26 protein-coding genes are annotated in these 23,958 nt (G+C 53.0%); 18 read left to right on the top strand and 8 right to left on the bottom strand.

The window, feature by feature from the left end:
- Positions 1–86: 86 nt before the first annotated feature.
- Together PMI37_RS31190 and PMI37_RS08345 are read left to right on the top strand one after the other, a co-directional pair.
- A complete protein-coding gene (locus PMI37_RS31190) occupies positions 87–254 on the top strand; it encodes a DUF2897 family protein (protein ID WP_008079868.1) in 168 nt (55 codons plus the stop codon).
- Between the two features lie 139 nt (positions 255–393).
- Entirely contained in the window at positions 394–951 is a 558-nt protein-coding gene (locus PMI37_RS08345) for a TetR/AcrR family transcriptional regulator (RefSeq protein WP_008079866.1), read from the top strand.
- Here the strand turns inward: PMI37_RS08345 and fabF are convergent.
- The 6 genes from fabF to PMI37_RS31965 form a co-directional block, all read right to left on the bottom strand.
- Positions 942–2,222, bottom strand: a complete 1,281-nt coding sequence (gene fabF, locus PMI37_RS08340; protein WP_008079864.1) for a beta-ketoacyl-ACP synthase II — start codon at positions 2,220–2,222, stop codon at positions 942–944. The genes PMI37_RS08345 and fabF overlap by 10 nt on opposite strands.
- 31 nt (positions 2,223–2,253) lie before the next feature.
- Positions 2,254–3,048, bottom strand: a complete 795-nt coding sequence (locus PMI37_RS08335; RefSeq protein ID WP_008079858.1) for an SDR family NAD(P)-dependent oxidoreductase — start codon at positions 3,046–3,048, stop codon at positions 2,254–2,256.
- Between the two features lie 213 nt (positions 3,049–3,261).
- Positions 3,262–3,597, bottom strand: coding sequence for a ComEA family DNA-binding protein (locus PMI37_RS08330; protein ID WP_008079851.1), 336 nt, complete (start codon positions 3,595–3,597; stop codon positions 3,262–3,264).
- Between the two features lie 110 nt (positions 3,598–3,707).
- Complete coding sequence (locus tag PMI37_RS08325) at positions 3,708–5,702, bottom strand: polysaccharide biosynthesis protein (protein WP_008079838.1); 1,995 nt, start codon at positions 5,700–5,702, stop codon at positions 3,708–3,710.
- 87 nt (positions 5,703–5,789) lie between these two features.
- Entirely contained in the window at positions 5,790–6,818 is a 1,029-nt protein-coding gene (locus PMI37_RS08320; protein ID WP_008079835.1) for an MraY family glycosyltransferase, read from the bottom strand.
- A 49-nt stretch (positions 6,819–6,867) separates the two neighbouring features.
- The gene (locus tag PMI37_RS31965; RefSeq protein WP_162130774.1) at positions 6,868–7,140 is read right to left on the bottom strand and encodes a hypothetical protein; all 273 of its coding nucleotides are present in this window, start codon (positions 7,138–7,140) and stop codon (positions 6,868–6,870) included.
- Here PMI37_RS31965 and PMI37_RS08315 point away from each other — a divergent pair.
- The 16 genes from PMI37_RS08315 to PMI37_RS08240 all read left to right on the top strand — a co-directional run bounded on the left by PMI37_RS08315 (position 7,081) and on the right by PMI37_RS08240 (position 21,882).
- Positions 7,081–8,106, top strand: coding sequence for a glycosyltransferase (locus tag PMI37_RS08315; protein WP_008079833.1), 1,026 nt, complete (start codon positions 7,081–7,083; stop codon positions 8,104–8,106). The two genes, PMI37_RS31965 and PMI37_RS08315, sit on opposite strands and share 60 nt — an antisense overlap.
- Positions 8,106–9,263 (top strand): FAD-dependent oxidoreductase, encoded by a 1,158-nt coding sequence (locus tag PMI37_RS08310; RefSeq protein WP_008079831.1) that lies wholly within the window; start codon positions 8,106–8,108, stop codon positions 9,261–9,263. The genes PMI37_RS08315 and PMI37_RS08310 overlap by 1 nt, the downstream gene beginning before the upstream one ends.
- The gene (locus tag PMI37_RS08305) at positions 9,260–9,997 is read left to right on the top strand and encodes a glycosyltransferase (RefSeq protein WP_008079824.1); all 738 of its coding nucleotides are present in this window, start codon (positions 9,260–9,262) and stop codon (positions 9,995–9,997) included. The genes PMI37_RS08310 and PMI37_RS08305 overlap by 4 nt, the downstream gene beginning before the upstream one ends.
- Positions 9,994–10,935 (top strand): aldo/keto reductase, encoded by a 942-nt coding sequence (locus tag PMI37_RS08300; protein ID WP_008079822.1) that lies wholly within the window; start codon positions 9,994–9,996, stop codon positions 10,933–10,935. The genes PMI37_RS08305 and PMI37_RS08300 overlap by 4 nt, the downstream gene beginning before the upstream one ends.
- Positions 10,936–10,950: 15 nt before the next feature.
- Positions 10,951–11,343: a GtrA family protein gene (locus PMI37_RS08295; RefSeq protein ID WP_008079821.1), complete on the top strand. Its 393-nt coding sequence runs from the start codon at positions 10,951–10,953 to the stop codon at positions 11,341–11,343.
- Positions 11,344–11,358: 15 nt separating this feature from the next.
- Entirely contained in the window at positions 11,359–11,856 is a 498-nt protein-coding gene (locus PMI37_RS08290) for a hypothetical protein (RefSeq protein ID WP_008079819.1), read from the top strand.
- Entirely contained in the window at positions 11,837–13,090 is a 1,254-nt protein-coding gene (locus tag PMI37_RS08285; protein WP_008079817.1) for a hypothetical protein, read from the top strand. The genes PMI37_RS08290 and PMI37_RS08285 overlap by 20 nt, the downstream gene beginning before the upstream one ends.
- 222 nt (positions 13,091–13,312) lie before the next feature.
- Complete coding sequence (locus PMI37_RS08280) at positions 13,313–14,881, top strand: hypothetical protein (RefSeq protein ID WP_045123061.1); 1,569 nt, start codon at positions 13,313–13,315, stop codon at positions 14,879–14,881.
- A gap of 241 nt (positions 14,882–15,122) precedes the next feature.
- On the top strand, positions 15,123–16,067 hold the full coding sequence (locus PMI37_RS08275; RefSeq protein WP_008079812.1) for a glycosyltransferase family 2 protein: 945 nt from the start codon (positions 15,123–15,125) through the stop codon (positions 16,065–16,067).
- Complete coding sequence (locus PMI37_RS08270; protein ID WP_008079811.1) at positions 16,060–16,788, top strand: class I SAM-dependent methyltransferase; 729 nt, start codon at positions 16,060–16,062, stop codon at positions 16,786–16,788. Before PMI37_RS08275 ends, PMI37_RS08270 begins: the two co-directional genes overlap by 8 nt.
- Entirely contained in the window at positions 16,785–17,642 is an 858-nt protein-coding gene (locus tag PMI37_RS08265; protein ID WP_008079810.1) for an NAD-dependent epimerase/dehydratase family protein, read from the top strand. The genes PMI37_RS08270 and PMI37_RS08265 overlap by 4 nt, the downstream gene beginning before the upstream one ends.
- The gene (locus tag PMI37_RS08260) at positions 17,639–18,613 is read left to right on the top strand and encodes an ATP-grasp domain-containing protein (RefSeq protein ID WP_008079809.1); all 975 of its coding nucleotides are present in this window, start codon (positions 17,639–17,641) and stop codon (positions 18,611–18,613) included. The genes PMI37_RS08265 and PMI37_RS08260 overlap by 4 nt, the downstream gene beginning before the upstream one ends.
- Positions 18,594–19,283, top strand: coding sequence for a metallophosphoesterase family protein (locus tag PMI37_RS08255; RefSeq protein ID WP_008079808.1), 690 nt, complete (start codon positions 18,594–18,596; stop codon positions 19,281–19,283). Before PMI37_RS08260 ends, PMI37_RS08255 begins: the two co-directional genes overlap by 20 nt.
- Positions 19,283–19,657: an EamA family transporter gene (locus tag PMI37_RS08250; protein WP_008079805.1), complete on the top strand. Its 375-nt coding sequence runs from the start codon at positions 19,283–19,285 to the stop codon at positions 19,655–19,657. Before PMI37_RS08255 ends, PMI37_RS08250 begins: the two co-directional genes overlap by 1 nt.
- A gap of 84 nt (positions 19,658–19,741) precedes the next feature.
- Positions 19,742–20,881, top strand: a complete 1,140-nt coding sequence (gene rffA, locus PMI37_RS08245; RefSeq protein ID WP_008079804.1) for a dTDP-4-amino-4,6-dideoxygalactose transaminase — start codon at positions 19,742–19,744, stop codon at positions 20,879–20,881.
- Between the two features lie 44 nt (positions 20,882–20,925).
- Positions 20,926–21,882 (top strand): acyltransferase family protein, encoded by a 957-nt coding sequence (locus tag PMI37_RS08240; protein WP_008079802.1) that lies wholly within the window; start codon positions 20,926–20,928, stop codon positions 21,880–21,882.
- Positions 21,883–21,937: 55 nt separating this feature from the next.
- Here the strand turns inward: PMI37_RS08240 and PMI37_RS08235 are convergent, their stop codons facing one another.
- Positions 21,938–23,314 (bottom strand): FAD/NAD(P)-binding protein, encoded by a 1,377-nt coding sequence (locus tag PMI37_RS08235; RefSeq protein ID WP_008079800.1) that lies wholly within the window; start codon positions 23,312–23,314, stop codon positions 21,938–21,940.
- Positions 23,311–23,904, bottom strand: coding sequence for an adenylyl-sulfate kinase (gene cysC / locus PMI37_RS08230; RefSeq protein ID WP_008079798.1), 594 nt, complete (start codon positions 23,902–23,904; stop codon positions 23,311–23,313). The genes PMI37_RS08235 and cysC overlap by 4 nt, the downstream gene beginning before the upstream one ends.
- Positions 23,905–23,958: the final 54 nt, after the last annotated feature.

The raw sequence follows: 23,958 nt of genomic DNA, 5'->3' as shown, positions 1-23,958 counted from the left end.
ACTGCGAAGTCGCTTCGCTCAAAAGTGGTAAGCAGCATCGCACGACGAAATCCTCGTCGGTCGATCTGCCATTAAGGAGAGCCGTTATGCCCTGGTATGCCTGGTTGATTCTGGTCGTTGCAATCGGCTCGATCGTTGGCGGTCTGATGATGTTGCGAGACACCGCCAACAAGGTCGAACTGACCGATGAAGAACGCAAACGCATCGCTGAGCGCAATGCCGAAGCGGATGCCAAAGAAGCGCAAGACCGCTGAAACAAACCCCGCCCAATCGGCGGGGTTTGTGTTTTTTCGACGCTTTGGACTTATCTGCATGCTTTTTAGAAGTAGAAGTACAGTCACCATTTAATTTTCCGTGGTTAAGATGGTGGCCTTGTTGCGGAGAGAGTTTCAGATGCGTTACTCGCAGGACCATAAAGCCCAGACTCATCAGCGCATCATCAAGGAGGCTTCGGCACGATTTCGCAAGGACGGAATTGGCGCCACGGGCCTGCAACCCTTGATGAAAGCGCTAGGTCTGACCCATGGCGGCTTCTATTCGCACTTCAAGTCCAAGGACGAGTTGGTGGAGAAGGCCCTGCAGGAAGCAGGGGAACAACTTGATGCACACTGCGCGATGTTGTTTTCCGAAGCGCTGCCACTGCAAGCCTTCATCGACAGTTACCTGTCCGAATGGCACTACACCTCGCCTCATGAAGGCTGTCCGCTGCCCACCATGTCTTCCGAGCTCGGCTTGCGCGGTCAGCCAAGCCCGACCACCGACGGCGTGCTCAACGCCCGCCTGGAACAAGTGCAAAACACTCTGGGTGGCGAGAGCGCCGCCGATCGCAGCATCGTCATAATGGCCACCCTGGTCGGCGCGCTGGTGCTCGCACGCAGTGTCGAGAACCCGCAATTGGCCCAGCGGATTCTCGACGTCACACGCGCTCATCTGAAACAGGATCAGGACTGATCCGGCCAGCGCTTGAACAGTACGCTGGCGTTCACACCGCCGAAACCGAAGCCGTTGGACAGCGCGTATTCAATCGGCATCGGCCTTGCCTGACCATGGACAATGTCCACGCCCTCGGTAGCCGGATCCGGGTTGTCGAAGTTGAGCGTCGGCGGCACCACTTGATCGCGAATCGCCAACAACGTGAAGATCGCCTCCAGCCCGCCGGCAGCACCGAGCAAATGCCCGGTGGCTGACTTGGTCGAAGTAACGGCGATCTTGTTGTCCTGACCAAACACACTCTTGATCGCTGCCAACTCCCCCAGATCACCCACCGGCGTGGAAGTGGCGTGAGCGTTGAGGTGTTGCACCTGATCCGGGTTTACTCCGGCTTGAGTCAATGCCAACGCCATCGCCCGGCGCGCACCGCTGCCATCTTCGGGCCCGGCGGTCAGATGATAGGCGTCAGCGCTGGTGCCATACCCGACGAGTTCAGCCAGAGGCCGAGCGCCCCGGGCCAAGGCATGTTCCAGAGATTCGATGACCAACAGGCCGGCGCCCTCGCCCATGACAAAACCGTCGCGCCCGCTATCAAAGGGGCGTGAAGCACGTTCGGGGGTGTCGTTGTAGCCGCTGGACAGCGCCCGTGCGGCAGCGAACCCGGCGAGGCTGACCCGATCAATCGCCGCTTCTGCCCCGCCGCACACAGCAATATCCGCTTCGCCGGCGCGAATCAGCCGTGCCGCATCGCCAATCGCCTGAACCCCGGCGGCACATGCCGTCACGGGTGCGCCCAAGGGACCTTTCAAACCGTGCTGGATCGACACGTGTCCGGCCGCCAGATTGACCAGAAACGATGGAATGGTGAATGGTGACAAACGTCGTGGACCGCGACTGTCGGTGGTGCGCACGGCGTCGGCAATCGCACCGAAGCCGCCGACACCGGAGCCGATAATCGTTGCAGTGCGTTCCTGCTCACTGGCTTGCGCGGGATGCCAGCCAGCCTGCTCCAGCGCCTGCCGTGCCGCCTCCATGGCGAACAGAATGAAACGATCCATCTTTTTCTGTTCTTTGGGTGGTGTGGCGCGATCCGGATCGAAACCCGCCTCGGCATCCTCTTCCAGGCTCAGCACCCTGCCCCCAATGCGCGTCGGCAGATCAGCGACCACTGCCTGCGGCAAATGACGCAAACCTGAGCGCCCGGCCAACAGTCGTTGCCAGACCACTTCGACATCACTGCCCAAGGGTGAAACCAGGCCCATCCCCGTGACGACTACTCGACGCTGATCCATACCGTGGTGTCCTCTGATCAATGGATTGGCCTTACTTGTAACGTTGGGCTGCCGAACTATGCGAAAGGTTCGGAGCCATGACATGGCGCGCGGCGACGAATGCCTCCCAATCAGCGGCATCGGGCAGTGACGGAATGGTGATCAACTCTCCCTGATCCAGGCCGGTCAGCGCTGCATCAACCATCTCACCGGCTTCCATGACCATTTCCGCCGGAATACCACTGGCGTCGATTCCGGAGCGCTCCCAGATTTCAGTGCGGGTAACCCCCGGCAATACGGCCTGGACCTGAACCCCGGTGCCCTCAAGCTCGGCGTTCAGCGATTGGGTGAGGCTCAGCACGTAGGCTTTGCTGGCACTGTAAGTGGCGTTAAAGCGTTCCGGAAACAGCGCCACCACCGAGGCGATGTTAATAATCGTGCCCCGCCCGGCCTTGGCGAAAGCGGCTGCAGCGGCAGAAGCCAGACGCGTGACTGCGGTGATATTCAACTGGATCAAGCGCTCCAGTTGATCCAGATCGGCGTTGGCCAACAGACCGTCGGCGGCAACACCGGCGTTGTTCAGCAACAGGCTGATACTCGAATCACTACGCAGACGCTGTTCGACCTTGAGCACATCGTCCTTTTGCGTCAGATCCGCTTTGAGCACCTCGACCTGCACACCATGGGCTTCGCGCAATTGGCTTGCAGCCTTATCCAGACGCTCCTGATCACGCGCCACCAACAGCAGATCAAAACCACGTGCGGCCAGTCGCTCGGCATAAATCGCACCGATACCGGACGATGCGCCGGTCACCACAGCCGTGCCTTGGGATTTTGCGGAATTCATGCCAGTACTCCTGAAAATGCTCGAAATGAGAAAGCCGCACAGGACATGACAATCTGTGCCGACAATTTATTATAGGCATAATCTAAAGCCGATATGATAGTCGTAATTTTTTATCGTCCGACGAACGTCTTCATGCCCCATTACGACCTGCTTCAAACAGCTGCAACAAAAAAGGCCGGTCAATGACCGGCCTCATGGCGTGGAAAAATCAGCTTAGTTCACTTCCAGCTTTTCACGATTGCGATCAAGGATCGCCTTGCCAATCCCCTTCACTTCCAGCAATTCATCCACGGATGCGAACGGCCCATTTGTTTCTCGATATGCAACAATCGCTTTCGCCTTGGCTTCACCGACCCCGGACAGCTCTTTCTGCAACATTGCCGCGTCGGCGTCGTTGAGATCGATTTTTGCGACCTGGGAAGTAGCGGCCAGGTCAGTCACCAGAGGCGCCTTCGGTAACTCCGGCGTGGTAGTAGGCGCTGCAATCGCCGTTATCGAGGCGCTGGTGAGCAAGGCAAAAATCAACGAGTAGAAATAACCGGTACGCATAAGTGACGCTCCATCATCATTTGAGAAAGCAGCTTTTCCGAAGCTGCTCTCCAAACGTAGGTCATGAGGGGCACATGTCAAAAATGCGATCGTTACAGGATGTGAAACAATCAGGGCTCGAGACGGCGTTGCTGATAGATCCAGTCAACGATTTCGCCATCGGGGGTGTAGCCGCTGACAGTTTCGCGCAGCAATTGGCGTACTCGCGAATAGTCATCCCGCTCGACGGCAGCGAGCAATTCGCTCAATCGGACCTTCAAGACATCCCAGGGCAGGTGATCTTCATTGGCGGTCATGATCATCGGGTGTGGCGTCGCAGCGACGTTGTCACCGATCAGCAGCTCCTCATAGAGCTTCTCGCCAGGGCGCAATCCGGTGAACTCGATGGAAATATCACCCTGTGGATTGCGCTCGGAGCGAATGCTCAAACCGGACAGATGGATCATTTTCTCCGCCAGTTCGACGATTTTTACCGGCTCGCCCATGTCGAGGACGAACACATCACCGCCCTGCCCCATGGAGCCCGCTTGAATAACCAGCTGCGCGGCTTCGGGAATGGTCATGAAATAGCGTGTGATTTTCGGATGGGTGACCGTCAGCGGGCCACCGGACTTGATCTGGCTGTGAAATAACGGAATGACCGAGCCTGACGAGCCCAGCACATTGCCGAACCGCACCATGGTGAAACGGGTTTTGTTGACGCGTGAGACATTGGCCTTGTCACCGAACATCACAGGGGCGACCTCACGGCTGAGCGCCTGAAGGGTCAGCTCGGCCAGGCGTTTGGTGCTGCCCATGATGTTGGTCGGGCGAACCGCCTTGTCCGTCGAAATCAAGACGAAATTGGACACGCCGGACTGCAAGGCAGCCTGAGCAGTGTTGAGTGTTCCGATTACGTTATTGAGCACACCTTCGGCAATATTGTGCTCAACCATCGGCACATGTTTATAGGCCGCAGCGTGATAAACGGTATCGACCTGCCAGGTTTTCATCACATCCAGGAGCTTTTCCTGATGGCGAATGGACCCCAGAATCGGCAACAACCGCACTGGCACCGACTCGCGGCTGCCGCGTTGTTCCAGCTCGGACAAAATACTGTAGAGATTGAATTCACTGTGTTCGAACAGAATCAGCGTGGTCGGGCCCAAGGCAAAAATCTGCCGACACAATTCCGAGCCGATGGAGCCGCCAGCCCCTGTGACCATGACGACCTTGCCTTTGATGCAATGCGCCAGCAGATCAGGTTGCGCCGGCACGGCATCGCGCCCCAGCAAATCGGCAATATCGACTTCCTGAATGTCTTCAACCCTGACGCGGCCGCTGGCCAGATCAGTGAAGTTCGGAACACTGCGTACGTGGAGCGGGAAGCCTTCCAGCAGATTCAGAATCTCGCGGCGACGCGCGCGGGTCGATGACGGCAGCGCCAGAAGAATCTCCTGCGCACCGGTCACATCGATCATTTGCTGGATGTGTTTGGGTTTGTACACCTGCAGGCCGGAAATCGAACGATCGGCGATACTCGCGTCATCATCAATGAACGCGACCGGGCGCATTACTCGCCCCATTCGCAACGCTGCGACGAGCTGATTGCCAGCAACACCCGCGCCGTAAATGGCGACTTTGGTCAGCCCGTCTTCACGGTTGGTGAAGGGCACATGCTGAGCCGCCGTGAACCAGTCGCCCATGAAGTACTGGCGCATGCACAGGCGCAAGCCGCCGATAATGACGAGACTGAGCCACCAATAGTTGAAAATGATCGATCGCGGAACAACCGCTTCATGATTGCTGTACCAATAGACCACCAGCGCCAGGATCAGCGAAGAGAGACTGACAGCTTTGACAATCGCAATCAGCGCATCGTTGCCGAAGTAGCGCATGACGGCACGGTACATGCCGAAACGAATAAACAGAGGAATAGCGATAATTGGAGCGCTGACAAACAGCCAGAAATGCGCCCTCAGCGGGTTATACATATCGTCGATGCCGAGTCGGACGATAAAGGCGAGCCAGAGCGAGCCCCAGACCAGAAAAACATCTGTGGCTACTTGAATCAGTCGTTTCTGCCTGCGTGGCAAGCCCAGCAAAAAGGCGCGTAATTTATCCATAAACCTCAACCGACCCGGCGCGTTAACCCGCTATTTCCGCGACCATTGTACGGAATAATCCGAAAACGTACTGAATTTGTCCATCTGTCACCGAGCAACGGTTTTGACTTCAAGTTCTCCAGCGTGGAACTTCACCGCCAAAAGTACTAACGGGGTGTAAGCGACAGCAACCCCCAGCAAGCCATCCAACCCGAGCACGACGACACAATATGCCACCGGAAACAACCAGAGCAGGTTGATCACGGCCGCGGCCACGGTCACCGGCAAATGTCGCCCATACTGGCGTGACGCATATTGATAGGCATGGCTTCGATGAGCCTCATAAACCTTGTCGCCTCGCAGTAAGCGCCGGAGCAGGGTAAACGTGGCATCAACGATAAATATCCCCAGTAAAATCAACCAGGCCCAAAAATAACGAGGATCGACAGACGCTGCCTGAAGTGACAAAGCCCCCAGGACGATCCCGAGGAACCCGCTACCGGCATCCCCCATGAAGATCTTCGCCGGAGGAAAATTCCACAACAGAAAGCCAAACACCGACAATGCCAGCAACGACGTCCCCCAAGCCAGACTCGCATGACCACTGCCCCAGTAAAGCAAGCCCACGCCCGCACAGACGCTAATCGCTTCCACACTGGCAATGCCGTCGATGCCATCCATGAAGTTGTACAAGTTCAGTAACCAGACCAAGTAAAACAGCGCGAGGAAATGACCTATCCAACTGAGGTTGAAGGTGGCCCCTAACACCTGCACAGGCGCGAGTCCTCCCGTCCAGGCGAGCACCCAGCCGGCGGCAATGAAATGCCCGAGCAAACGCCACCGAGCAGCAATATGGCCATGGTCATCCATGAATCCGATCAAGGCGATCAACAGACCGGCCCCTGCAACTGCGGTGAAAAACCCGGTATCGATAACGCCCCCCAGCCACATGCCCAAAAGCGACAACACGAATGTGATGACAATCGAGACACCGCCGCCTCGTGGTGTCGGCACCGTGTGGGAACTGCGATCATTCGGCACATCGAGCATGCTGCGAGACAAGGCATATCGGCGCAATGCCGCCGTCAAGGCAAAAGAAAGGCCACAGGCCGCAGGCATGAGCCACCAGAATGTCATTGAGCGCATCACTCCGAAACGTAAAGGGTCATGGGCAACTCCCCGGACCTCAAGGAATTAAAACGGCAAAGAGTACACCATGCACGCCGGCCGGATCCCGCGAAATCACCGCAGCGTGGTACTGCAATGCTTTTTTTAAAAGCGCGGAAAGCAAATTGCCATGCACGAAAAAGGTGACGCAACCCACTGTGCAGATTAAGATTGCGGGCTTTTTTTCGAATTTATGGACGCCGGCTGGCTGCAGGCGTCTGGAGGACTTTAAATGGTATTTTTCCCGGTATTTCTTTCGGTTGTTTTTATAGTACGCAATCAATCCAACCATATTGGAAGTATCTTGGCAGATGCCGTCGAACGAATGTCCACCCTGGTCAGCGATTATGAGCTGATTGTTGTTGATAACGCGTCTGACGATAACAGCATATCCATACTCAAAAGTCTGACAGCGGAAAATGGACTTCCCAACTTGCAAGTTTATGCCTTGACCAAAGAAGTTGACGCAGACACCGCGGCCTGGGCAGGTCTGGAAAACGCTTTGGGTGACTTTGTCGTCGTGATCGATCCCTTGGCTGACGACATCGCTTTTTTGCCTGAAATGCTCGACAAAGCCGTCAGTGGTGCTGACGTGGTTTTCGCCAATAACAAGCAGAAACCTGCGCAGAGTCTCGCCTACGAAACCGCTTATGCCATTTTCAACAAGGCCTACAAGTCGTTCAATGGCATCCACCTGTCGACGGAAGCACCGCAATATCGATTGCTTAGCAAACGAGTGATCAACTTCATCCTCCAGCACCCGCAGCCTGCAGTCACCTATCGACATCTTCCGGCAACGGGCGGATTCGCGCGCGACAACCTCAGCTATAGTTCAACACCTCGCGTGACTGAAAAAAAACGCCTGCGCGAAAGTATCGATCGCGGCATGTTGCTGCTTGTCTCCACCACTCGGGCCCCCATGCGCCTCGTCACGTCACTGTCGATGTTTGGCGCGGTGGCTAACTTGGTGTATTCGTTCTACGTGGTCGCCAGCGGACTGTTGAAAACAGACATTGCCCCTGGCTGGATCAGCCTCTCCCTGCAGCAGTCAGGTATGTTTTTTCTGATCTCGCTGGTTCTGATGGTTCTGGGGGAGTACATCCTGCACATGACCAGCCTGTCGAATGAAGGCCCGCTTTATCATATCGCCCAAGAGTTCACCAGCGCCCGGATCACTCGTCGGGAAAAGCTGAACATCGAGGAAGTGGCCTCCGCAGAAAAGACGGCTTCGCCTTCTGTGTCGGGTCGGACTGCCTGATGTCGACGACCAATGCGCAGGATGCCGTCGTAATTGGCGGAGGGTTTTACGGCGCAGCGATTGCGGTCTACCTCGCCAAACAGCGAGGCATGAAGCAAGTCACTCTGATTGAACGTGAATCTTCACTGCTTTCCCGCGCCTCCTATAACAACCAGGCCCGCGTCCATAACGGCTATCACTACCCTCGCAGCTATACGACAGCCTATCGCAGCCGGATCAACCTGCCGAAATTTGTCCTGGACTGGCCAGAGGCTGTGAAACAGGATTTCACCAAACTTTATGCGATTGCCCGGCGTAACTCGAAAGTTACCGCGAATCAATTTGAGCGCTTCTACCGAGAGATCGGTGCAAAAATAGAACTGGCAAGCCCTGCGCTTCGAGCACTGTTTGAACCGCGCCTGATTGAAGAAGTATTTCTGGTTGAAGAGTATGCTTTCGACTCGACCAAGCTTGCGCAGTGGGCTCTTCGCGAACTACAGGAGAGCGCCGTCAACGTTCGCCTGCAAACCCAGGCAATCGACATCTGCCAAGGCGCTGACCAGTCGCTGAACGTCATTCTGGCGCCCCACGGCAAAGAAAAAGAACTGATCAATAGCCGGTACGTGTTCAATTGCACTTACAGCGGCCTGAATCAGTTCGGCGGAGACTTTCCAGGCACCCGCACAGGGTTGAAACAGGAAATCACCGAAATGGCATTGATGCAGATGCCACCGGCGCTGAATGACTTAGGTATTACTGTGATGGATGGGCCATTCTTTTCAATCATGCCCTTCCCGGCTCGTAATTTACACACCGTATCGCACGTGCGTTATACCCCGCACATGCACTGGACGGACGAACCCGGGACCAATCCATATCAGAAGCTGGATAAATACCCGCGAGATACCCGTGTCGATCGCATGATCCGTGACATCGGACGCTACTTGCCTTCCGTACTTGACTCCAATTACGCAGACTCCTTGTTTGAAGTCAAAACCATTCTGACCAAGAACGAAGGGGACGACGGCAGGCCGATTCTGTTTGAAAAACACGAATCACTGCCAGGTTGCTACTCCATCCTTGGCGGCAAGATCGACAACATTTATGACGTACTGGAAAAGCTTGAAACAGAAAACCTTTCCCGTTCGGACGACACTCTTTCAGAGCATGCAAAATGAATACACCCATTGAAATCACCATTCCAGTTCTGAATGAAGAAGGCACGCTCGCCGAACAAGTCAGAAAGACCTGTGACTACATCAGCAACAACCTGAGTGATCTGGGGCCCATCCGCATCGTGCTGGCTGACAATGGCTCGACTGACAGAACACAGGAAATTGCCCTCGAACTGGAAAAGACCCTCCCTGGCGTCAAGTATCTTCGTCTGGAACAACGAGGTGTCGGCCGCGCCCTCAAGGCATCCTGGTCTCAATCAACTGCGGACATCGTCGGCTACATGGATCTTGATCTGGCGACAGACTTGCGCCACTTGCGGCCCGCACTCGAAGCATTGAAAACCAACAAAGCGGATATCGTCACAGGCTCCCGCCTGGCAAAAGGCGCCAAGGTCATCGGTAGAAAACCGCTGCGCAATGTCACCAGTTTCGGTTTCAACCTGATCGTCAAGTTAGTATTCGGCACCTCATTCAGTGACGGCATGTGCGGGTTCAAATTTCTCCAACGCAGCACTCTTGATTCGCTGATGAAAACCGGCGCACAGAGTGATGGCTGGTTTTTTGCCACCGAAGTACTGATCACCGGTGAACACTTGAAGTATCGAGTGCTGGACATTCCGGTGACCTGGACAGACGACCCAAACTCGAAGGTCAAAGTAATAAAATTGACGATCGAATACCTCAAGGCAATATTTGCCTTGCGCCAACGCCTTAACAGCGACAAGCAAAAGCCATGAACATGCCGAACTTCACCCCGGACAACAAGCAGCTTGTTCTAGGCACAGCCCTTTGGGGTTGGGGGATAGACCGCAGCGAAGCCTACGCTCTGCTGGAGTACTTCCTGGCGCAGGGTGGCCAATTCGTCGACACCGCCACCAACTACCCAATTAACAAGCAAGCTGCGGATTTCGGGTTAGCAGTTCGCTGGATTGCAGACTGGGTCAAATCCAATCGGGAATCGAATCTGAAGTTGATCGTCAAGATCGGCTCCAGAGACAACATGGGCTCGCCCGACATAAAACTGTCCACCGATGATATTGAGCACGCAGTCCGCTCTTTGCAGGAACAGTTCGCAGACACGCTGTGCTGTATTTCAGTTCACTGGGACAACCGATCGGATGAGGCCCGCGACAGCATCGCGCAGACCGTCCAGACCCTGTCACGATTAAATCAAACAGGATTGGCTATCGGTCTGTCAGGCATCAAATACCCGGAACTGTATTTCAAGGCCGAACCGACACTGGCAGAGAAATGGATAATTCAGGTTAAAGAAAACTTCATGACCCAAAAGGCCCGGGAGGCCTACCAGACTTGGTTCCCCAACGCCAAATATCTTGCTTACGGCATAAATCTTGGCGGATTGAAGAGCGAAGCGCCGAAAACCGGCAGCTCGATAGCGTTACGCAACATCAATATCTCTGAGTTGTTCACTGAAAAACTTGTGGAGTTTATTAATTCACCACATGAATTCAATCCAAGACCCACGACACTCAACGAACTTGCTCTCGCCGCGTCCTATGTCAACCCGGTTCTCTCCGGCATTGTCATCGGCCCAAGAAACCTGGAACAGCTAAAGGGCACGCTCGCCTACTGGGCATTACTGGAAGCTCACGCTGACAAACCCACAGGGCTGAAGGTATTCGATCAATTAACCAAAGACCTGCCTTCGGCATAGGATATCGCGTAAATAATGCAACCGCTCAAATACCTTTTCGCCGGCGTTGCCAATACCGCTATTGGGTACGGTGTATTCCTGCTACTTGTTACATTACTTAATATGAGCCCGGCGTATGCAAATACAGTCGGTTACGGTGTTGCGCTGATTGCTGCATTTTTGCTGAACAAGGTTTTCGTATTCAACCAATCGACAACCAACCGTAGCACCATCCCGAAATTCATTGTCGCGTTTTGCATAGCATTTGCAGCCAATCAGCTAGTACTTCTCATCGGCTATCAGTGGCTTGGTATCAACCCAAAGATTGCGCAAATTTTCGCCATGATCACGTACACCGTTATTTTCTACATCCTTAATAAAAAATTCGTTTTCTCAGAAAAAAAACAAGCCTCCAAGTCCTGCCATTAATCACAGGAAAGTAAAGTGTCAAACGCATTGGTCGAAAAAATCCAGGAAATAGCTTTGCGCTTCCCTCCATTACTGTATGGACTGGCTATCGCGCTTTCTATTGTCATCGGCGGCGCGCTCTTTATATCGAACAACACCACGCATCGAGCAGCGCTTCCACTCCAGGACAACTACATCCCGCAAATCAAAGCCAATTTCGACAAATGTGAAATCAATTCACTCTGGCTGTCAATCAGCGGATGGGCACTGCTGGATCTACCCGATAACACAATCAAGATCCACTTGTTCGCCACTGGGCCCGCAGGCTCAATAAAACTGACCACCCGCCGCCTGTACCGTAAAGATGTGAGTGATTTTTTGAAGATCAAAAGCGACTACCATCTGCACGGTTTTTCTGCCTCCGGCATTCGCTACAAGCTCCAGGAAAACTTTGGAACTTCAGTAAAACTTTACCTTGAAGACTCTAAAGGTGTCATGCATTACGGAGGTGAAAATGTCTGCTCTGCGAAATAATTCCAACACCTACAATCTGATTGGCTTTTGTTTCTTCCTGGTGTTGTTTTACGCCAGCCTGTTTTTCTCACTTGATATAAAAGCCTTCTCAGACGACGCCACATTCCTCGCTGCTGCGACGTCGGGCATGTCCCCATTGGATTATTTATCAGAACGCTATCACACATGGACGGGACGTATAGCCATTGAGGGGATCATGTTTATCACGATCGCCATCCCGACCCTGTGGAAGCTCGCGATCCCTACCTGCCTGCTACTGTGTGCCTATGCCACATGGAAATCGTTTTTTGCAGACAAGCTTCACTATTGCTATGGCATTCCTTTATGCCTGTTTTTTTTACTGCTAATCAATCACTCCATTCTCGACACTACCGCCTTCTACGTTACCGGTTTTTATAATTATCTCCTGCCTGTTTCTGCTGGCCTCTTTTCCTGTGCAGTGTTCGCGCGCCCGTCCGCCTTTTCGACGATAGAAAAGAATTTGGTCATTCCGCTTGCCTTTATCGCCTCGCAGTCAGAGCAGGTCGGTTTTTCGATGCTCGGCTTTTTTCTGGTCACTTTGCTCTGGGACAGAAATACAACGTTTGCCTACCGGGTCTGCCTGTTACTCGTGGCCCTGACGGGATTCGCAACGCTTGTCTCAGCGCCGGGAAACTATCTGAGACTGGCGTCAGAGATGCGCTATATGCCGGAGTTCGGCGACTACTCCTTCGTGCGAAAAGTGTTGACGGGCTTTGACGTTTTCAACGCGCACTACACGGACGCAAGCAACCTTTACCCAAAAATAATTGCCTTACTGCTGGCGCTTTTGACGCTGAATAAACAATTCGAGTTCAAGCGAACAGCATTTCTGCTTGCTATCGCAGGGGTTTTCCAAGGCAGTCTGTTTTCTTATCTGCTGAGCACTGCAAATAACGACTCATTTTCAATCCGGTATTTGAGTTCAGGCCTCGGCCTTGAATATTTTGCTTCCTATACGCTAACAATTCTTTCCCTTGTGAGTGCGACCTACATAATCAGACGCATTTTTTCATCCAATGCGAGCTTTTGCCTGGCTGTATTTTTACTTTTGTTGCACACAGCGTCGACTACGCTGGTTGGGCTTTCCCCTACAGCCTATGAATCCGGTTTCCGGGTGTTGCTCGCAGGTGACGTTATCAGCCTCATGCTAATCTGCCTGTTACTCAAAGAAGCGATGCATCAACACGCCCTCATCGAGCCCCATAAGCTGTAGACGTGGAATACGTGCCTCGCCAACTAAAAACCAGTCAATTCGACTGGTTTTTTTATATCTCCAAATCGAGCGAAATACCCCCTGCCCTTTAGCAGATCCAAGCGCTCATGATGCATCTCAGGCCTTTCATCCAGATGGCCTTCTGAATACTTGGGGGCGAAAAAAAGCTACAGAGCGGGCGTCATACCGATTAAAATACGCGTTTTTTGTGCAGAAAACCCGATGACACTCGCGACGCGACAAAACACATGGTGTGAACCTTTCATCGCCCTCATGCTGGCGGCCGTGATCGTGCTCTTTGCGTTTCTCTGGCAGGGTCATACCGGGTTCAGTCTGTGGGATGAGGGTTTTCTCTGGTATGGCGCCCAACGTGTAATGCTTGGCGAAGTGCCAATCCAGGACTTCATGGCGTATGACCCTGGCCGATATTACTGGTCAGCGGCTTTCATGACAGCCGTTGGAAGCAGCGGCATCATGGCGCTTCGGCTGGCGATTGATTGCTTCCAGGTACTTGGAATATTTGTCGGGCTGTTACTTATCTCCCGAACAATGAAGCCTTACGCAAAATACTCACTTGGCTTTCTAGTCGTGGCTGGAATAATCCTTGCGCTCTGGATGTTTCCGCGACACAAAATATTCGACTTGTCCCTGTCGGTATTTCTTACAGGAGCGTTGTCATTTCTGATAGCAAAGCCGAGCCATGGTCGATACTTCGTCGCGGGCCTATGTGTCGGTCTGGTCGCGTTCTTTGGAAGAAACCACGGCCTTTACGGCATTGCCGGCAGTCTGGGATGCCTGATCTGGCTAAGTCTTAGCACCACGGGCGTAAGAGGTTTTATTCAGTCAGGCCTTTATTGGGGTCTGGGCGTAGTCGTCGGATTTTCGCCGATTTACATGATGGCATTGTTTATCCCAGGTTTTGGCACAGCGTTTCTGGACAGTGTCCGGTTAATTTTCGAAATGAAAACAACCAATATTTCCTTACCTGTGCCGTGGCCCTGGAAAGTTGATTTCTCCTCAAATTCATTCGTCGAATCGGTACGCCAAGCACTTGTGGGAGTTTTCTTCATACTTCTTCCGGCATTCGGATTCGGCTCGGTTTTGTGGGTAACGGTGCAACGATTTCGAAAACTCTCGGTCCCTCCTGCCTTCGTAGCGTCTGCGTTTCTCACATTACCCTACGCGCACTATGCTTACTCGCGCGCCGACATCGGTCATTTGGCCCAAGGCTTGTTCCCATTTCTGCTCGCCTGCCTGACCCTCATTTCTGTTCAGACATCCCGTTTGAAATGGCCACTTGTCCTTACCCTGGCCGCTTCCAGCCTCTGGATCATGTCAGCCTATCAGCCAGGCGCACAGTGCCTCGATCAAGCCCGGTGCGTGAGCATTGATATATCGGACAGCTCGCTGAGCGTTGACAGCAACACCGCCAACGATATCGAACTGCTCAGAACGTTGACTTCGACCTACGCGGCCAACGGGCAAAACATTCTGGTGACACCATTTTGGCCGGGAGCCTACGCACTGCTGAATAGAAAGGCGCCCATGTGGAGTATCTATGCTCTATGGCCACGCTCAGTCGAGTTTCAACGAGAAGAAATCTCCAGGATACAAGCGAGCGCTCCAGCCTTTGCTTTCGTTTTCGACTTCGCTCTGGATGGCAGGGATGATCTACGCTTCAAAAATACTTATCCGCTTATTTATAAGTACATAACCGACCACTTCGAGAAATTGCCGGACTCGCCTTCCCCAGCCTACGAAATTTATAAGGCCAGGAAGGAAAACCCATGAAAAAATTGCCCATTTGCAATCAAATCATGCCTCTTTTCAGTGGTAACTCTGGAAGGTCTGCGACACAACCAATAGATGCGAAAGTATTAACTAACGCACGCATACAGCTTGCCTGTCTTTATTACAGTGACTGCCCAGAGCATCTGCAGTTATGGGAGGACTTCACCCATAATGGTTGGGTATTTGGCCTGCCTTTCAACTGCGACAGGGACGCTCACCGTTATACGAGGTATGTCCACCCATGAAACTCTCCATTGTCTCTACACTCTACCGATCCGCCCCCTTTCTGGAGGATTTCTATCAGCGTGTCACTTCGGCCGCGCGCCTGATGGCAGGTGATGACTACGAAATCATCCTCGTTAATGATGGTTCTCCCGACCACTCGCTGCAAGTGGCTCTTCAGTTGCAGAGCGGTGACGAGCACGTCCAGGTAGTGGACTTGTCGAGAAACTTTGGCCATCACGCCGCAATCGTCGCCGGACTGGAACATACCCGCGGCGGACATGTTTTTCTGCTTGACTGCGACCTTGAAGAACAGCCGGAGTGGTTGGCGTTGTTTGCCGAAAAAATGAAGGAAAACCAAGCCGACGTTGTTTATGGGATCCAACTTGAAAGAGTGTCATCACCGGTATCCAACTTTCTTGGACAGTCCTTCTGGTCAACGTTGAATATCATGTCGAATGTACGCATTCCGCATAACCCAATGACGTGCCGACTGATGACTCGCCAGTACGTCGACGCGCTTCTGAGCGTGGGCGACCGTGTGCTCTATCTTGCCGGTGTGTTTGCATGGGCAGGATTCACACAAACCCCCTTGTCGTTGACGAAAATACCGCGTCCGAAGATTCATAAGTCGACTTACAGCCTTTCTCGAAAACTGCTGCAAGTCGCCGACTCTTTTTCCTCCTTTAGCGTCGCACCACTGTCGCTGATATTTTCGACCGGTCTGATCATCTGGCTGGGGTCGTTGCTGTATGGCTTGTATCTGCTCATTCAAAAGCTGGTAAACCCTGACATCGTACTCTCGGGTTTCACGTCGATCATGTTGTCTCTATGGTTTTTGGGCGGCACCATCATTCTATTTCTCGGGATTCTAGGGCTCTACGTGGCGAAGATCTTCCATGAAGTAAAACGCCGCCCGCTTTATATTGTCCGAAACTTCCATAAAGGAAATCGTCATGACTAATCGCCTTGATACGTATCTGTCTGCTTATGGCAAAGGCTTCGGCTTCGAGTTCGACAATAATATTATGTTGAACTGGTATCCGGAGCGGATCATGCGCCTATGCAAAAGCTCGGATCGTTTGCTCGAACTAGGTATAGGCCATGGATACACCACACAGCGTTTTTCCAAGTTTTTCTCGCAACATGTGGTGGTGGATGGGTCGGCATCCGTTATCGAACAATTTCACCAGCAGTATCCGGACTGTAACGCAACGGTGGTGGAGTCCTACTTCGAGACGTTCGAGCCAGGTCAGCAGTTCGATGTGATTGTGCTGGGTTTTATCCTTGAGCACGTGAGTGACCCGGAAGCGATTCTCCAGCGTTTCAAGCAATTTCTTGCGCCTGGCGGGCGCTGCTTTGTGTCGGTCCCCAACGGCGAATCTTTGCACCGTCGCTTTGGTCATGCCGCCGGGCTGCTGGGGGATATGATGGCATTGGGTGAGGGTGACCTCGCACTTGGCCATGAGCGCCTCTATTCGGTAAACAGTCTCTCCTCCGCGCTTACATCCTGTGGCTACGATGTTGTTCGCAAGGAGGGTATTTTCCTGAAGCCGATGACCACCAGTCAATTATTGTCATTGCAGCTGGAGCCGGCAATCGTTCATGCCATGTGCGAGGTAGGGATCGACTACCCAGAACTCAGTTGTGGGTTGCTGTTTGAAGCCCAGGTAGAGACTCATTGAAAATTTTGATTGTCGGAAGCACTTCTGTCATTGGCAGAGCACTCGCAGAGTTCCTGACGTCCCAAGGGGTGGAGGTCAAGCTGGCAGGACGTCGCGACGCAGATATCTTTTTCGATTTGAGTGTGCTGGACGCCCCACCGGCAATCAACGAACAATTTGATGCCGTTGTGCATGTTGCTGCCGATTTCGGCGGCTCGACTGACCAAGACTATATCCGTGCCGAAATGGTCAACGCATCAGGCACCTTTTCGGCCTGCTCGTTAGCCCACAGCGTGAAGGCCAGGCACTTTGTATTGCTGTCCTCTGTATTTTCCACTTACTCCTCGCGGGACCCCTACTACGGCATTTATGCGCTGACTAAACGGCACAGCGAGGAAGCCGCTCAATATTACTGCGCTGAGCGAGGAATGGATTTAACTGTACTGCGGCCGTCGCAAGTCTACGATGACGCAGCACTCTGCCGGCCACATCAAGAGTTCCTGTATATGATTGCTGACAAGGCTCAGGCAGGCCAATCCGTAGAGGTGTATGGCTCGCACGATGCCCTGCGCAACTACATTCACCTGTCGGACCTTACAGAAATCATCAAGCGGGTATTGCAGGAACGCGTGGCAGGCGTGTTTACCTGCGCGAATACGCAGTCTGTAAAGCTGAGTGAAATGGCAGGTGCCGCCTATCGAGCGTTTGATACAGCAGATAAGGGAAACGTCGTATTCTGGCCTGATAGACAGGACCTGCTCGACTTACCTCCTATTCATGACTTCGACTTGTATTCCAGGATTCAATACCAACCTCGCGTTGGCATAGAGGAAGGTTACAGACGCATCAAGCTTCACAGGGAGACTTACTCTTGACGACTGTCATGATCACCGGCGTCGGCGCAATCATGGGCTACGGAATGCTTCGCTCTTTAAGGGCCTCGCACCCGCAAATACGCCTGGTGGGCACGGATATATATCCCACCGCAGTAGGCCAAGCCTGGTGCGATGCATTTGAACGGGCGCCGCTCACCAATAGCCCGGACTACCTGGAGTGGCTGGAAGAGATCATTGAGCGACACAGGGTTGACCTGGTGATTCCCGGCATCGAACAAGACGTCCACCGATTGTCCGACGAACGCAACAAAATCGCCGAATTCAACTGCCAGTTCGTACTCAACAATCAAAGACTTATCGACCTGTCGCGCGACAAGTGGGCAATGCATCAGGCACTGCTGGACTTTAAGGATCCCTCAAGAATTCCGAGCTACATCGCCGGGAATTATCCAGATCTGTGCGCGTTGCTGGAGGTACCTTTCATTTTGAAACCTCGCCGCAGTTATGCTTCCAAAGGCTTGGTCAGGGTTAAAGATGAAACTGATTTCAAGGCGCATAGTGCTCTACTGGGCGAGCATGTTCTGGCGCAGCCGCTGATAGGCACGGATGACGATGAGTTTACCGTCGGCGTATTTGGCGACGGCTCCGGAAGTGTATGCGCGTCGATCAGCATGCAACGTTACCTTTCAAAGGAAGGTGCGACAGCCACTGCCAGAATTGTGCAAATTGACAGTCTGGATGAGGTCGTAGAGCGCCTCTGCATGCTGTTCAAGCCGATCGGCCCGACAAATTTACAGTTCCGGCGGGATGGTATCGAGTGGAAGCTTCTGGAAATCAACCCCAGAGTGTCCTCTACCAGTTCCATTCGGACTGCGTTTGGCTATAACGAAGCCGCCATGTGCGTTGATTTCTATCTGAACGGCATGACTCCCGCGCAACCCTCCATCAGGACGGGATTCGCAACGCGATTCATTGAGGACTATGTGGTTTATGATCGGGATCATTTCTGACATCCATGGCAACCATGTTGCCCTTGCAGCGGTGCTTGCGCGCCTGGATGAGATGGACGTATCAGAAATCATTTGTCTGGGTGATGTCGGCGGCTACTATTGCGAAATAAACGAATGCTGCGAAACATTACAAGCGCGAAAAATCTTCACGCTGATGGGAAATCACGATTGGTATCTCGCCACGGGCGAGAGTTGCCCTCGGTCCAACAGTGTGAATGTCTGTCTGGACTACCAGCGAAGTGTAATCAGCGATACCAATAAAGAGTGGTTACAGTCGTTGAAGCCTGAAGCCTGCATTAACGACTTGAACATTGTGCACGGTGGATGGATAGATCCCCTCGATGAATACATGGTACCCAGTACCGAGTACTTTTCTCGTCATCAAGGGCGGTACTTTGCTTCAGGCCATACCCATGTTCCATGCCTCTGGACCGGAGACGATAAAGCCTATTGCAATCCAGGTTCAGTGGGACAACCGCGCGACGGAGACCCACGAGCGTCGTTTGCGATACTCAACCGTAGCGGCTTTGAACTGCATCGAGTCGAATATGACATTGGAAAAATACAGAACAAAATGAAAATGGCCGGCTTCACCCCTTATTTTTATGAAAACCTGACTATTGGCTCGCGCATCGGTGGGAAGATTGACTCTCTGGAAGGACTGATTTGATGGGCCGTCTGGTTGACTACCTCTATATCCTCGCCACCATCGGATTCACCGTTTATGGGCAACTTATACTTAAATGGCGAATCGGCAAATTTGGCGCACTGCCATCGGAGTCATTTGAAAAACTCAAGTTTGTCATCCTGCTGTTATTTGACCCGATTATTTTCTCCGGTTTTATTGCCGCATTTCTAGCATCGCTGGCCTGGATGGCCGCCATGACAAAGTTTGACTTGAGCCATGCTTACCCTTTCATGAGCTTGAACTTCGTTGTCGTATTATTTCTAAGCGGCTGGTTGTTAAGTGAACCGATTTCCATACAGAAAATATTAGGCATTGCCCTTATCGTGCTTGGAACGGTCATCGCCGCCAGAGGCTGATCGCCAGCCGATCCAGCACCGCCTTAAACCAGACGTCTCGCAACGATCATCACTAACGATCCGTTGTTGAAGGAGAAAACAAGAATGAGTGATCGCATCCAGTTCAACTGGCCTCATATGACAGGGAAAGAGCTGTATTACATCGCCGAGGCCCATTTCAATGGTCGATTGGCGGGTGACGGACCGTTCACCAAACGCTGCCATCGTTGGCTGGAAGAGCGTACAAAATGCAGCACCGCCCTGCTGACTCACTCATGTACCGCGGCACTGGAAATGTCCGCCTTGCTCCTGGATATACAGCCCGGCGATGAAATCATCATGCCGTCGTATACCTTTGTTTCAACTGCAAATGCATTTGTTTTACGTGGCGGAGTTCCCGTATTCATCGATATCCGGGAAGACACGCTCAATATGGATGAGCGTCTGATCGAGGCGGCGATAACACCCCGCACCCGGGCAATCGCGCCGGTGCACTACGCCGGAGTCGCCTGTGAAATGGATACGATCATGTCCATTGCCAGACGCCATCAGTTAATGGTTGTCGAAGACGCAGCGCAAGGCGTGATGGCCAGTTATAAAGGCCGGTCGCTGGGGAGCATCGGTGATCTGGGAGCTTACAGCTTCCACGAAACAAAAAATGTGATCTCAGGTGAAGGCGGCGCACTCCTGGTCAACGACCCTGAGTTGTCGCTGCGTGCTGAAATCATTCGGGAAAAGGGCACTGATCGCAGTCGCTTCTTTCGTGGCGAGGTCGATAAATACACTTGGCAGGAAGTCGGTTCGTCTTTTCTGCCCGGCGAGTTGATTGCCGCTTTCCTGTGGGCGCAACTGGAAGAGGCTGATCGCATTACTCAGGAGCGCCTGAACAGTTGGCAGACGTATCATGAGCTGTTGGAGCCAATGGAAGCTGCGGGTATTTTGCGGCGGCCGATCATCCCGGCAGACTGCGAGCACAATGCACATATGTATTACGTGCTGCTGGCCCCGAGCATTGACCGTCAGGCAGTTCTCGAAGAGCTGAAGCGCCACGATATCTGGTCGGTTTTCCACTACGTCCCTTTGCATTCGTCGCCGGCCGGGAAACGTTACGGTAGAGCCAGTGGCAGTCTCGAGGTTACCGATCGCCAGTCCGAGCGATTGATTCGATTGCCGCTCTGGGTAGGTTTGACTGAAAGCCAACAGGAGCGAGTGGTGGATGTATTGAAGAAAGCCATCAGTTGCTAACGCGGTTCAACACTGAAAAAACCTCGCTCCCTCAGAGAAATAGTATGTCCCGCATCAGTAGTAACACATTTGAAAAGTACAATAGCTTTGACTGGCTACGGACTTTTTTTGCCATTCAAGTAGTTGCCATTCATACCGGTATCGCGTCTTCGGTATTCATCAACCCGGTACCGGCGTTTATTGCAATCAGCGGCTTCGTAGTGTTCGCCAGCCTTGAGCGGCGACCTGCCCTCCACTTCTTCATCAGCAGAGCACTTCGCGTTCTTCCGCTGCTCTTCGTCTCTTTCTTTGCCGTCGCGCTGATCTGGGACAGCCAGGAAATGTTCAGGACTATTCTCTACTGGTTGTGGCCATTCGGCACACCACCGGAGAACGCCGTCGTCTGGTCTCTGATGTATGAGGAAGTGCTTTATGTAGCGCTTTTTATCGCGGTATCTTGCGGCCTTTACAGAATAAAATACCTGCCAATGGTTCTCTGCGCTCTGTGTATTGCCGCATCGATCTATCTGCCAAAATCGTTTATCACGATGTGGGCTTTGTTGGCAGGATCCTTCCTCCTCGGCAATATCGCCTACAAATACAAAGAGCTGATCAAGCAAAAAGTCAATCCTGTCCTCGCCACGCTTGTATTTCTTGCCGCTATCGCCGCTTCGTTCAACGAGCCGTATAACGCAGTCGTTCGCCAGAGTTCGTTGTATATCGACTTTTTCTCTTTTGCGGCAATGTTGGTATTCGCTATCGCCGGCCCTAAATTTCCGGAGCTGAAGATCGACATCAGCTATTCACTTTATCTGACGCACTGCCTGGTCAGGGCTTTTCTCCTGGGGCTCATTCCCTTGGGCTTCAAACTGTTCTGGTTCGTTCTTCTGGCGTCGATTCCCATCTGCCTCGCCTGCTGGTTCATTATTGAAAAACCGGCCTTGAAACTGAAAGCCAAACTTCTTAAGCGCCCGGAATCGGTCAAATTGACTGATCAAGAACAAACGATAGCGGTTAAATAGACACACGCATAAAAAAGGGCCCTTTCGGGCCCTTTTTCATGGAAAGACTCAACGCCTAACGAAGCTGATCGGATAGTCGCACCGCCAGCGCCTTCGCGTATTGCCGTAATTCCGGGACCGCTGTGGCTTCCCAAAAGTCGGCTTTGAGCATCGGTCCTATGTAATGCAACCAGGGAACAGCATTGCCGTTGGCATTGATGACCGATAGTTGATCGTCAACGCTTAGCCCAAGCCCGAGAGGATCGAGCTTTACCAGTCCATCCACTCTGAGTTGAGTGATCAACGTATCATTCACACGACTCAAATTTGTATTGGGGCCCGTACAGTTTATAACCCGGCCGACGCTGATTTCTTCCAAACGCCCTGTAGCCCGTAGCTGAAGCTCAACTGTCAGGCTACCGGTATGGCGAGTGACACTCTTTATACGACCGGCCATGGAATGAATTTGCCCGGCTGCCTGAGCCTCATCGAAGCGCTGATAAGCTGCCGGCGCCACCCGATGCCGGTGAACATCCCAATAAGGCTGAACATGGCGCAGGAAGCGGCGACGCTCGATACTCGGCAGGCGAACCCACAAATCCGGTGTAATCGAGCGCAACAACGCCAACGCATCACGCCAGTCCAGGCCGTGTACTTGTGAGGTCGCAATTTCCTGGCGAATCAACCGCATGTATCCAGCTACCGTAGGAGGCAACTGCAGGAGTTTTTCAACAATATTGAGCGGCACTTCCAGAGCCGAACGCTGCGCGCGGTGAGGCAAGGGCTGCAGCCCGCGCCTGGAAACCATGTGAATGGGGCCACGATGACCTTGCTGCAACAATCCCAATGCAACATCGAGCGCTGTCAATCCGGTACCCACCAACAACACCGGACTATCCAATCCACCGGATGAGCCCGCAACGCCGGACCATGGGTCTGCCTGGTATTGCTCAACTCCCAACGATGAGTTGAATCCCGGTGGGTCAAGCGGAGAAAAATTACCGAAGGCTAGAACAACTTGATCCGCAATGATCTGCTGTCCGTTGGCCAGTTTTACAATGGCGCCGGCACCATTCGGGCTCAGGCTATCAACTTCCGAAATCACGCGCTCCAGCTCTACATCGCCGAAACCATGGCGCTCAGCCTCATCCAGAACCGAAGCCAGATAATCGCCATACATCTTGCGTGGAACGAAAGAGGATGCGGAGTAAGCAGAATCCCGAGCTTGGCAAAAACGCAAAAAGTGCTCTGGTTCATCAACATAAGCACTCATGTTGCCCGCAGGCACATTCAGCAGATGCAGTGGGCTGTTCGTGCCGTAAGCGAGTCCGCGAGCCATTGCGCCAGAACGATTGATCAAAACAATGCGGACATCCGGGGAGCCCTGCCGCAGTAATTGCGCGGCGGTCACCGCTCCACTGAAACCGGCTCCGATGATGACGACCGTTTTCATTGGATGAACCTGTTATCCAAGTAATCCACAACTCGGGCAATGGACGCCGCCAGGTCTTCCTCAACTGTATTGATACGAATATCGGCAGCCGTAGGTGCCTCGTAGGCCGAATCAATTCCAGTGAAGTTCTTGATTTCTCCGGCCCGGGCTTTGCCATAAAGCCCTTTAGGATCGCGTCGCTCACACTCTTCAAGCGATGTGTCGATGAAAACCTCAACAAACTCGCCGCTGCCGATCACGTCGCGCGCCATGGCGCGATCGCGGTGGAAAGGCGAGATAAAAGCAGTAATCACGATCAAACCTGCGTCGACGAGCAACTTGGAAACTTCCGCTACTCGGCGAATATTTTCCACACGATCGGCATCCTTGAAGCCAAGATCCTTGCACAAACCCATCCGCAAGTTGTCACCATCCAGCAGGAACGTATGCCGCCCCTTGGCGACCAGCGCCTGCTCAAGTGCGTTGGCAATCGTCGACTTTCCGGCGCCGCTCAATCCCGTGAGCCAAATCACTGCAGGCTTTTGCCCCTTCACCTGGGCTCTTGCCGAGGCGCTGACAGCAGTAGCGTGAAAAACCAGATCCTTACTCATTCGATTAACCTTATTCCAATCAGACGATCAAGGCCCGCCAGCGAACTGGCGGGC

The organism is Pseudomonas sp. GM80 (assembly GCF_000282515.1).
Taxonomy (GTDB): Bacteria; Pseudomonadota; Gammaproteobacteria; order Pseudomonadales; family Pseudomonadaceae; genus Aquipseudomonas.
The sequence above is the reverse complement of the archived record's forward strand: the minus strand, read 5'-3'. Positions and strand labels throughout refer to the sequence as shown.

What these genes read in the sequence shown, in the direction of transcription:
- PMI37_RS31190 (WP_008079868.1), top strand. Translation starts at nt 87, where the DNA reads ATGCCCTGGTATGCCTGGTTGATTCTGGTCGTTGCAATCGGCTCGATC.
- PMI37_RS08345 (WP_008079866.1), top strand. Translation starts at nt 394, where the DNA reads ATGCGTTACTCGCAGGACCATAAAGCCCAGACTCATCAGCGCATCATC.
- fabF (WP_008079864.1), bottom strand. Translation starts at nt 2,222, where the DNA reads ATGGATCAGCGTCGAGTAGTCGTCACGGGGATGGGCCTGGTTTCACCC.
- PMI37_RS08335 (WP_008079858.1), bottom strand. Translation starts at nt 3,048, where the DNA reads ATGAATTCCGCAAAATCCCAAGGCACGGCTGTGGTGACCGGCGCATCG.
- PMI37_RS08330 (WP_008079851.1), bottom strand. Translation starts at nt 3,597, where the DNA reads ATGCGTACCGGTTATTTCTACTCGTTGATTTTTGCCTTGCTCACCAGC.
- PMI37_RS08325 (WP_008079838.1), bottom strand. Translation starts at nt 5,702, where the DNA reads ATGGATAAATTACGCGCCTTTTTGCTGGGCTTGCCACGCAGGCAGAAA.
- PMI37_RS08320 (WP_008079835.1), bottom strand. Translation starts at nt 6,818, where the DNA reads ATGACATTCTGGTGGCTCATGCCTGCGGCCTGTGGCCTTTCTTTTGCC.
- PMI37_RS08315 (WP_008079833.1), top strand. Translation starts at nt 7,081, where the DNA reads ATGGTATTTTTCCCGGTATTTCTTTCGGTTGTTTTTATAGTACGCAAT.
- PMI37_RS31965 (WP_162130774.1), bottom strand. Translation starts at nt 7,140, where the DNA reads ATGGTTGGATTGATTGCGTACTATAAAAACAACCGAAAGAAATACCGG.
- PMI37_RS08310 (WP_008079831.1), top strand. Translation starts at nt 8,106, where the DNA reads ATGTCGACGACCAATGCGCAGGATGCCGTCGTAATTGGCGGAGGGTTT.
- PMI37_RS08305 (WP_008079824.1), top strand. Translation starts at nt 9,260, where the DNA reads ATGAATACACCCATTGAAATCACCATTCCAGTTCTGAATGAAGAAGGC.
- PMI37_RS08300 (WP_008079822.1), top strand. Translation starts at nt 9,994, where the DNA reads ATGAACATGCCGAACTTCACCCCGGACAACAAGCAGCTTGTTCTAGGC.
- PMI37_RS08295 (WP_008079821.1), top strand. Translation starts at nt 10,951, where the DNA reads ATGCAACCGCTCAAATACCTTTTCGCCGGCGTTGCCAATACCGCTATT.
- PMI37_RS08285 (WP_008079817.1), top strand. Translation starts at nt 11,837, where the DNA reads ATGTCTGCTCTGCGAAATAATTCCAACACCTACAATCTGATTGGCTTT.
- PMI37_RS08280 (WP_045123061.1), top strand. Translation starts at nt 13,313, where the DNA reads ATGACACTCGCGACGCGACAAAACACATGGTGTGAACCTTTCATCGCC.
- PMI37_RS08275 (WP_008079812.1), top strand. Translation starts at nt 15,123, where the DNA reads ATGAAACTCTCCATTGTCTCTACACTCTACCGATCCGCCCCCTTTCTG.
- PMI37_RS08270 (WP_008079811.1), top strand. Translation starts at nt 16,060, where the DNA reads ATGACTAATCGCCTTGATACGTATCTGTCTGCTTATGGCAAAGGCTTC.
- PMI37_RS08255 (WP_008079808.1), top strand. Translation starts at nt 18,594, where the DNA reads ATGATCGGGATCATTTCTGACATCCATGGCAACCATGTTGCCCTTGCA.
- PMI37_RS08250 (WP_008079805.1), top strand. Translation starts at nt 19,283, where the DNA reads ATGGGCCGTCTGGTTGACTACCTCTATATCCTCGCCACCATCGGATTC.
- rffA (WP_008079804.1), top strand. Translation starts at nt 19,742, where the DNA reads ATGAGTGATCGCATCCAGTTCAACTGGCCTCATATGACAGGGAAAGAG.
- PMI37_RS08240 (WP_008079802.1), top strand. Translation starts at nt 20,926, where the DNA reads ATGTCCCGCATCAGTAGTAACACATTTGAAAAGTACAATAGCTTTGAC.
- PMI37_RS08235 (WP_008079800.1), bottom strand. Translation starts at nt 23,314, where the DNA reads ATGAAAACGGTCGTCATCATCGGAGCCGGTTTCAGTGGAGCGGTGACC.
- cysC (WP_008079798.1), bottom strand. Translation starts at nt 23,904, where the DNA reads ATGAGTAAGGATCTGGTTTTTCACGCTACTGCTGTCAGCGCCTCGGCA.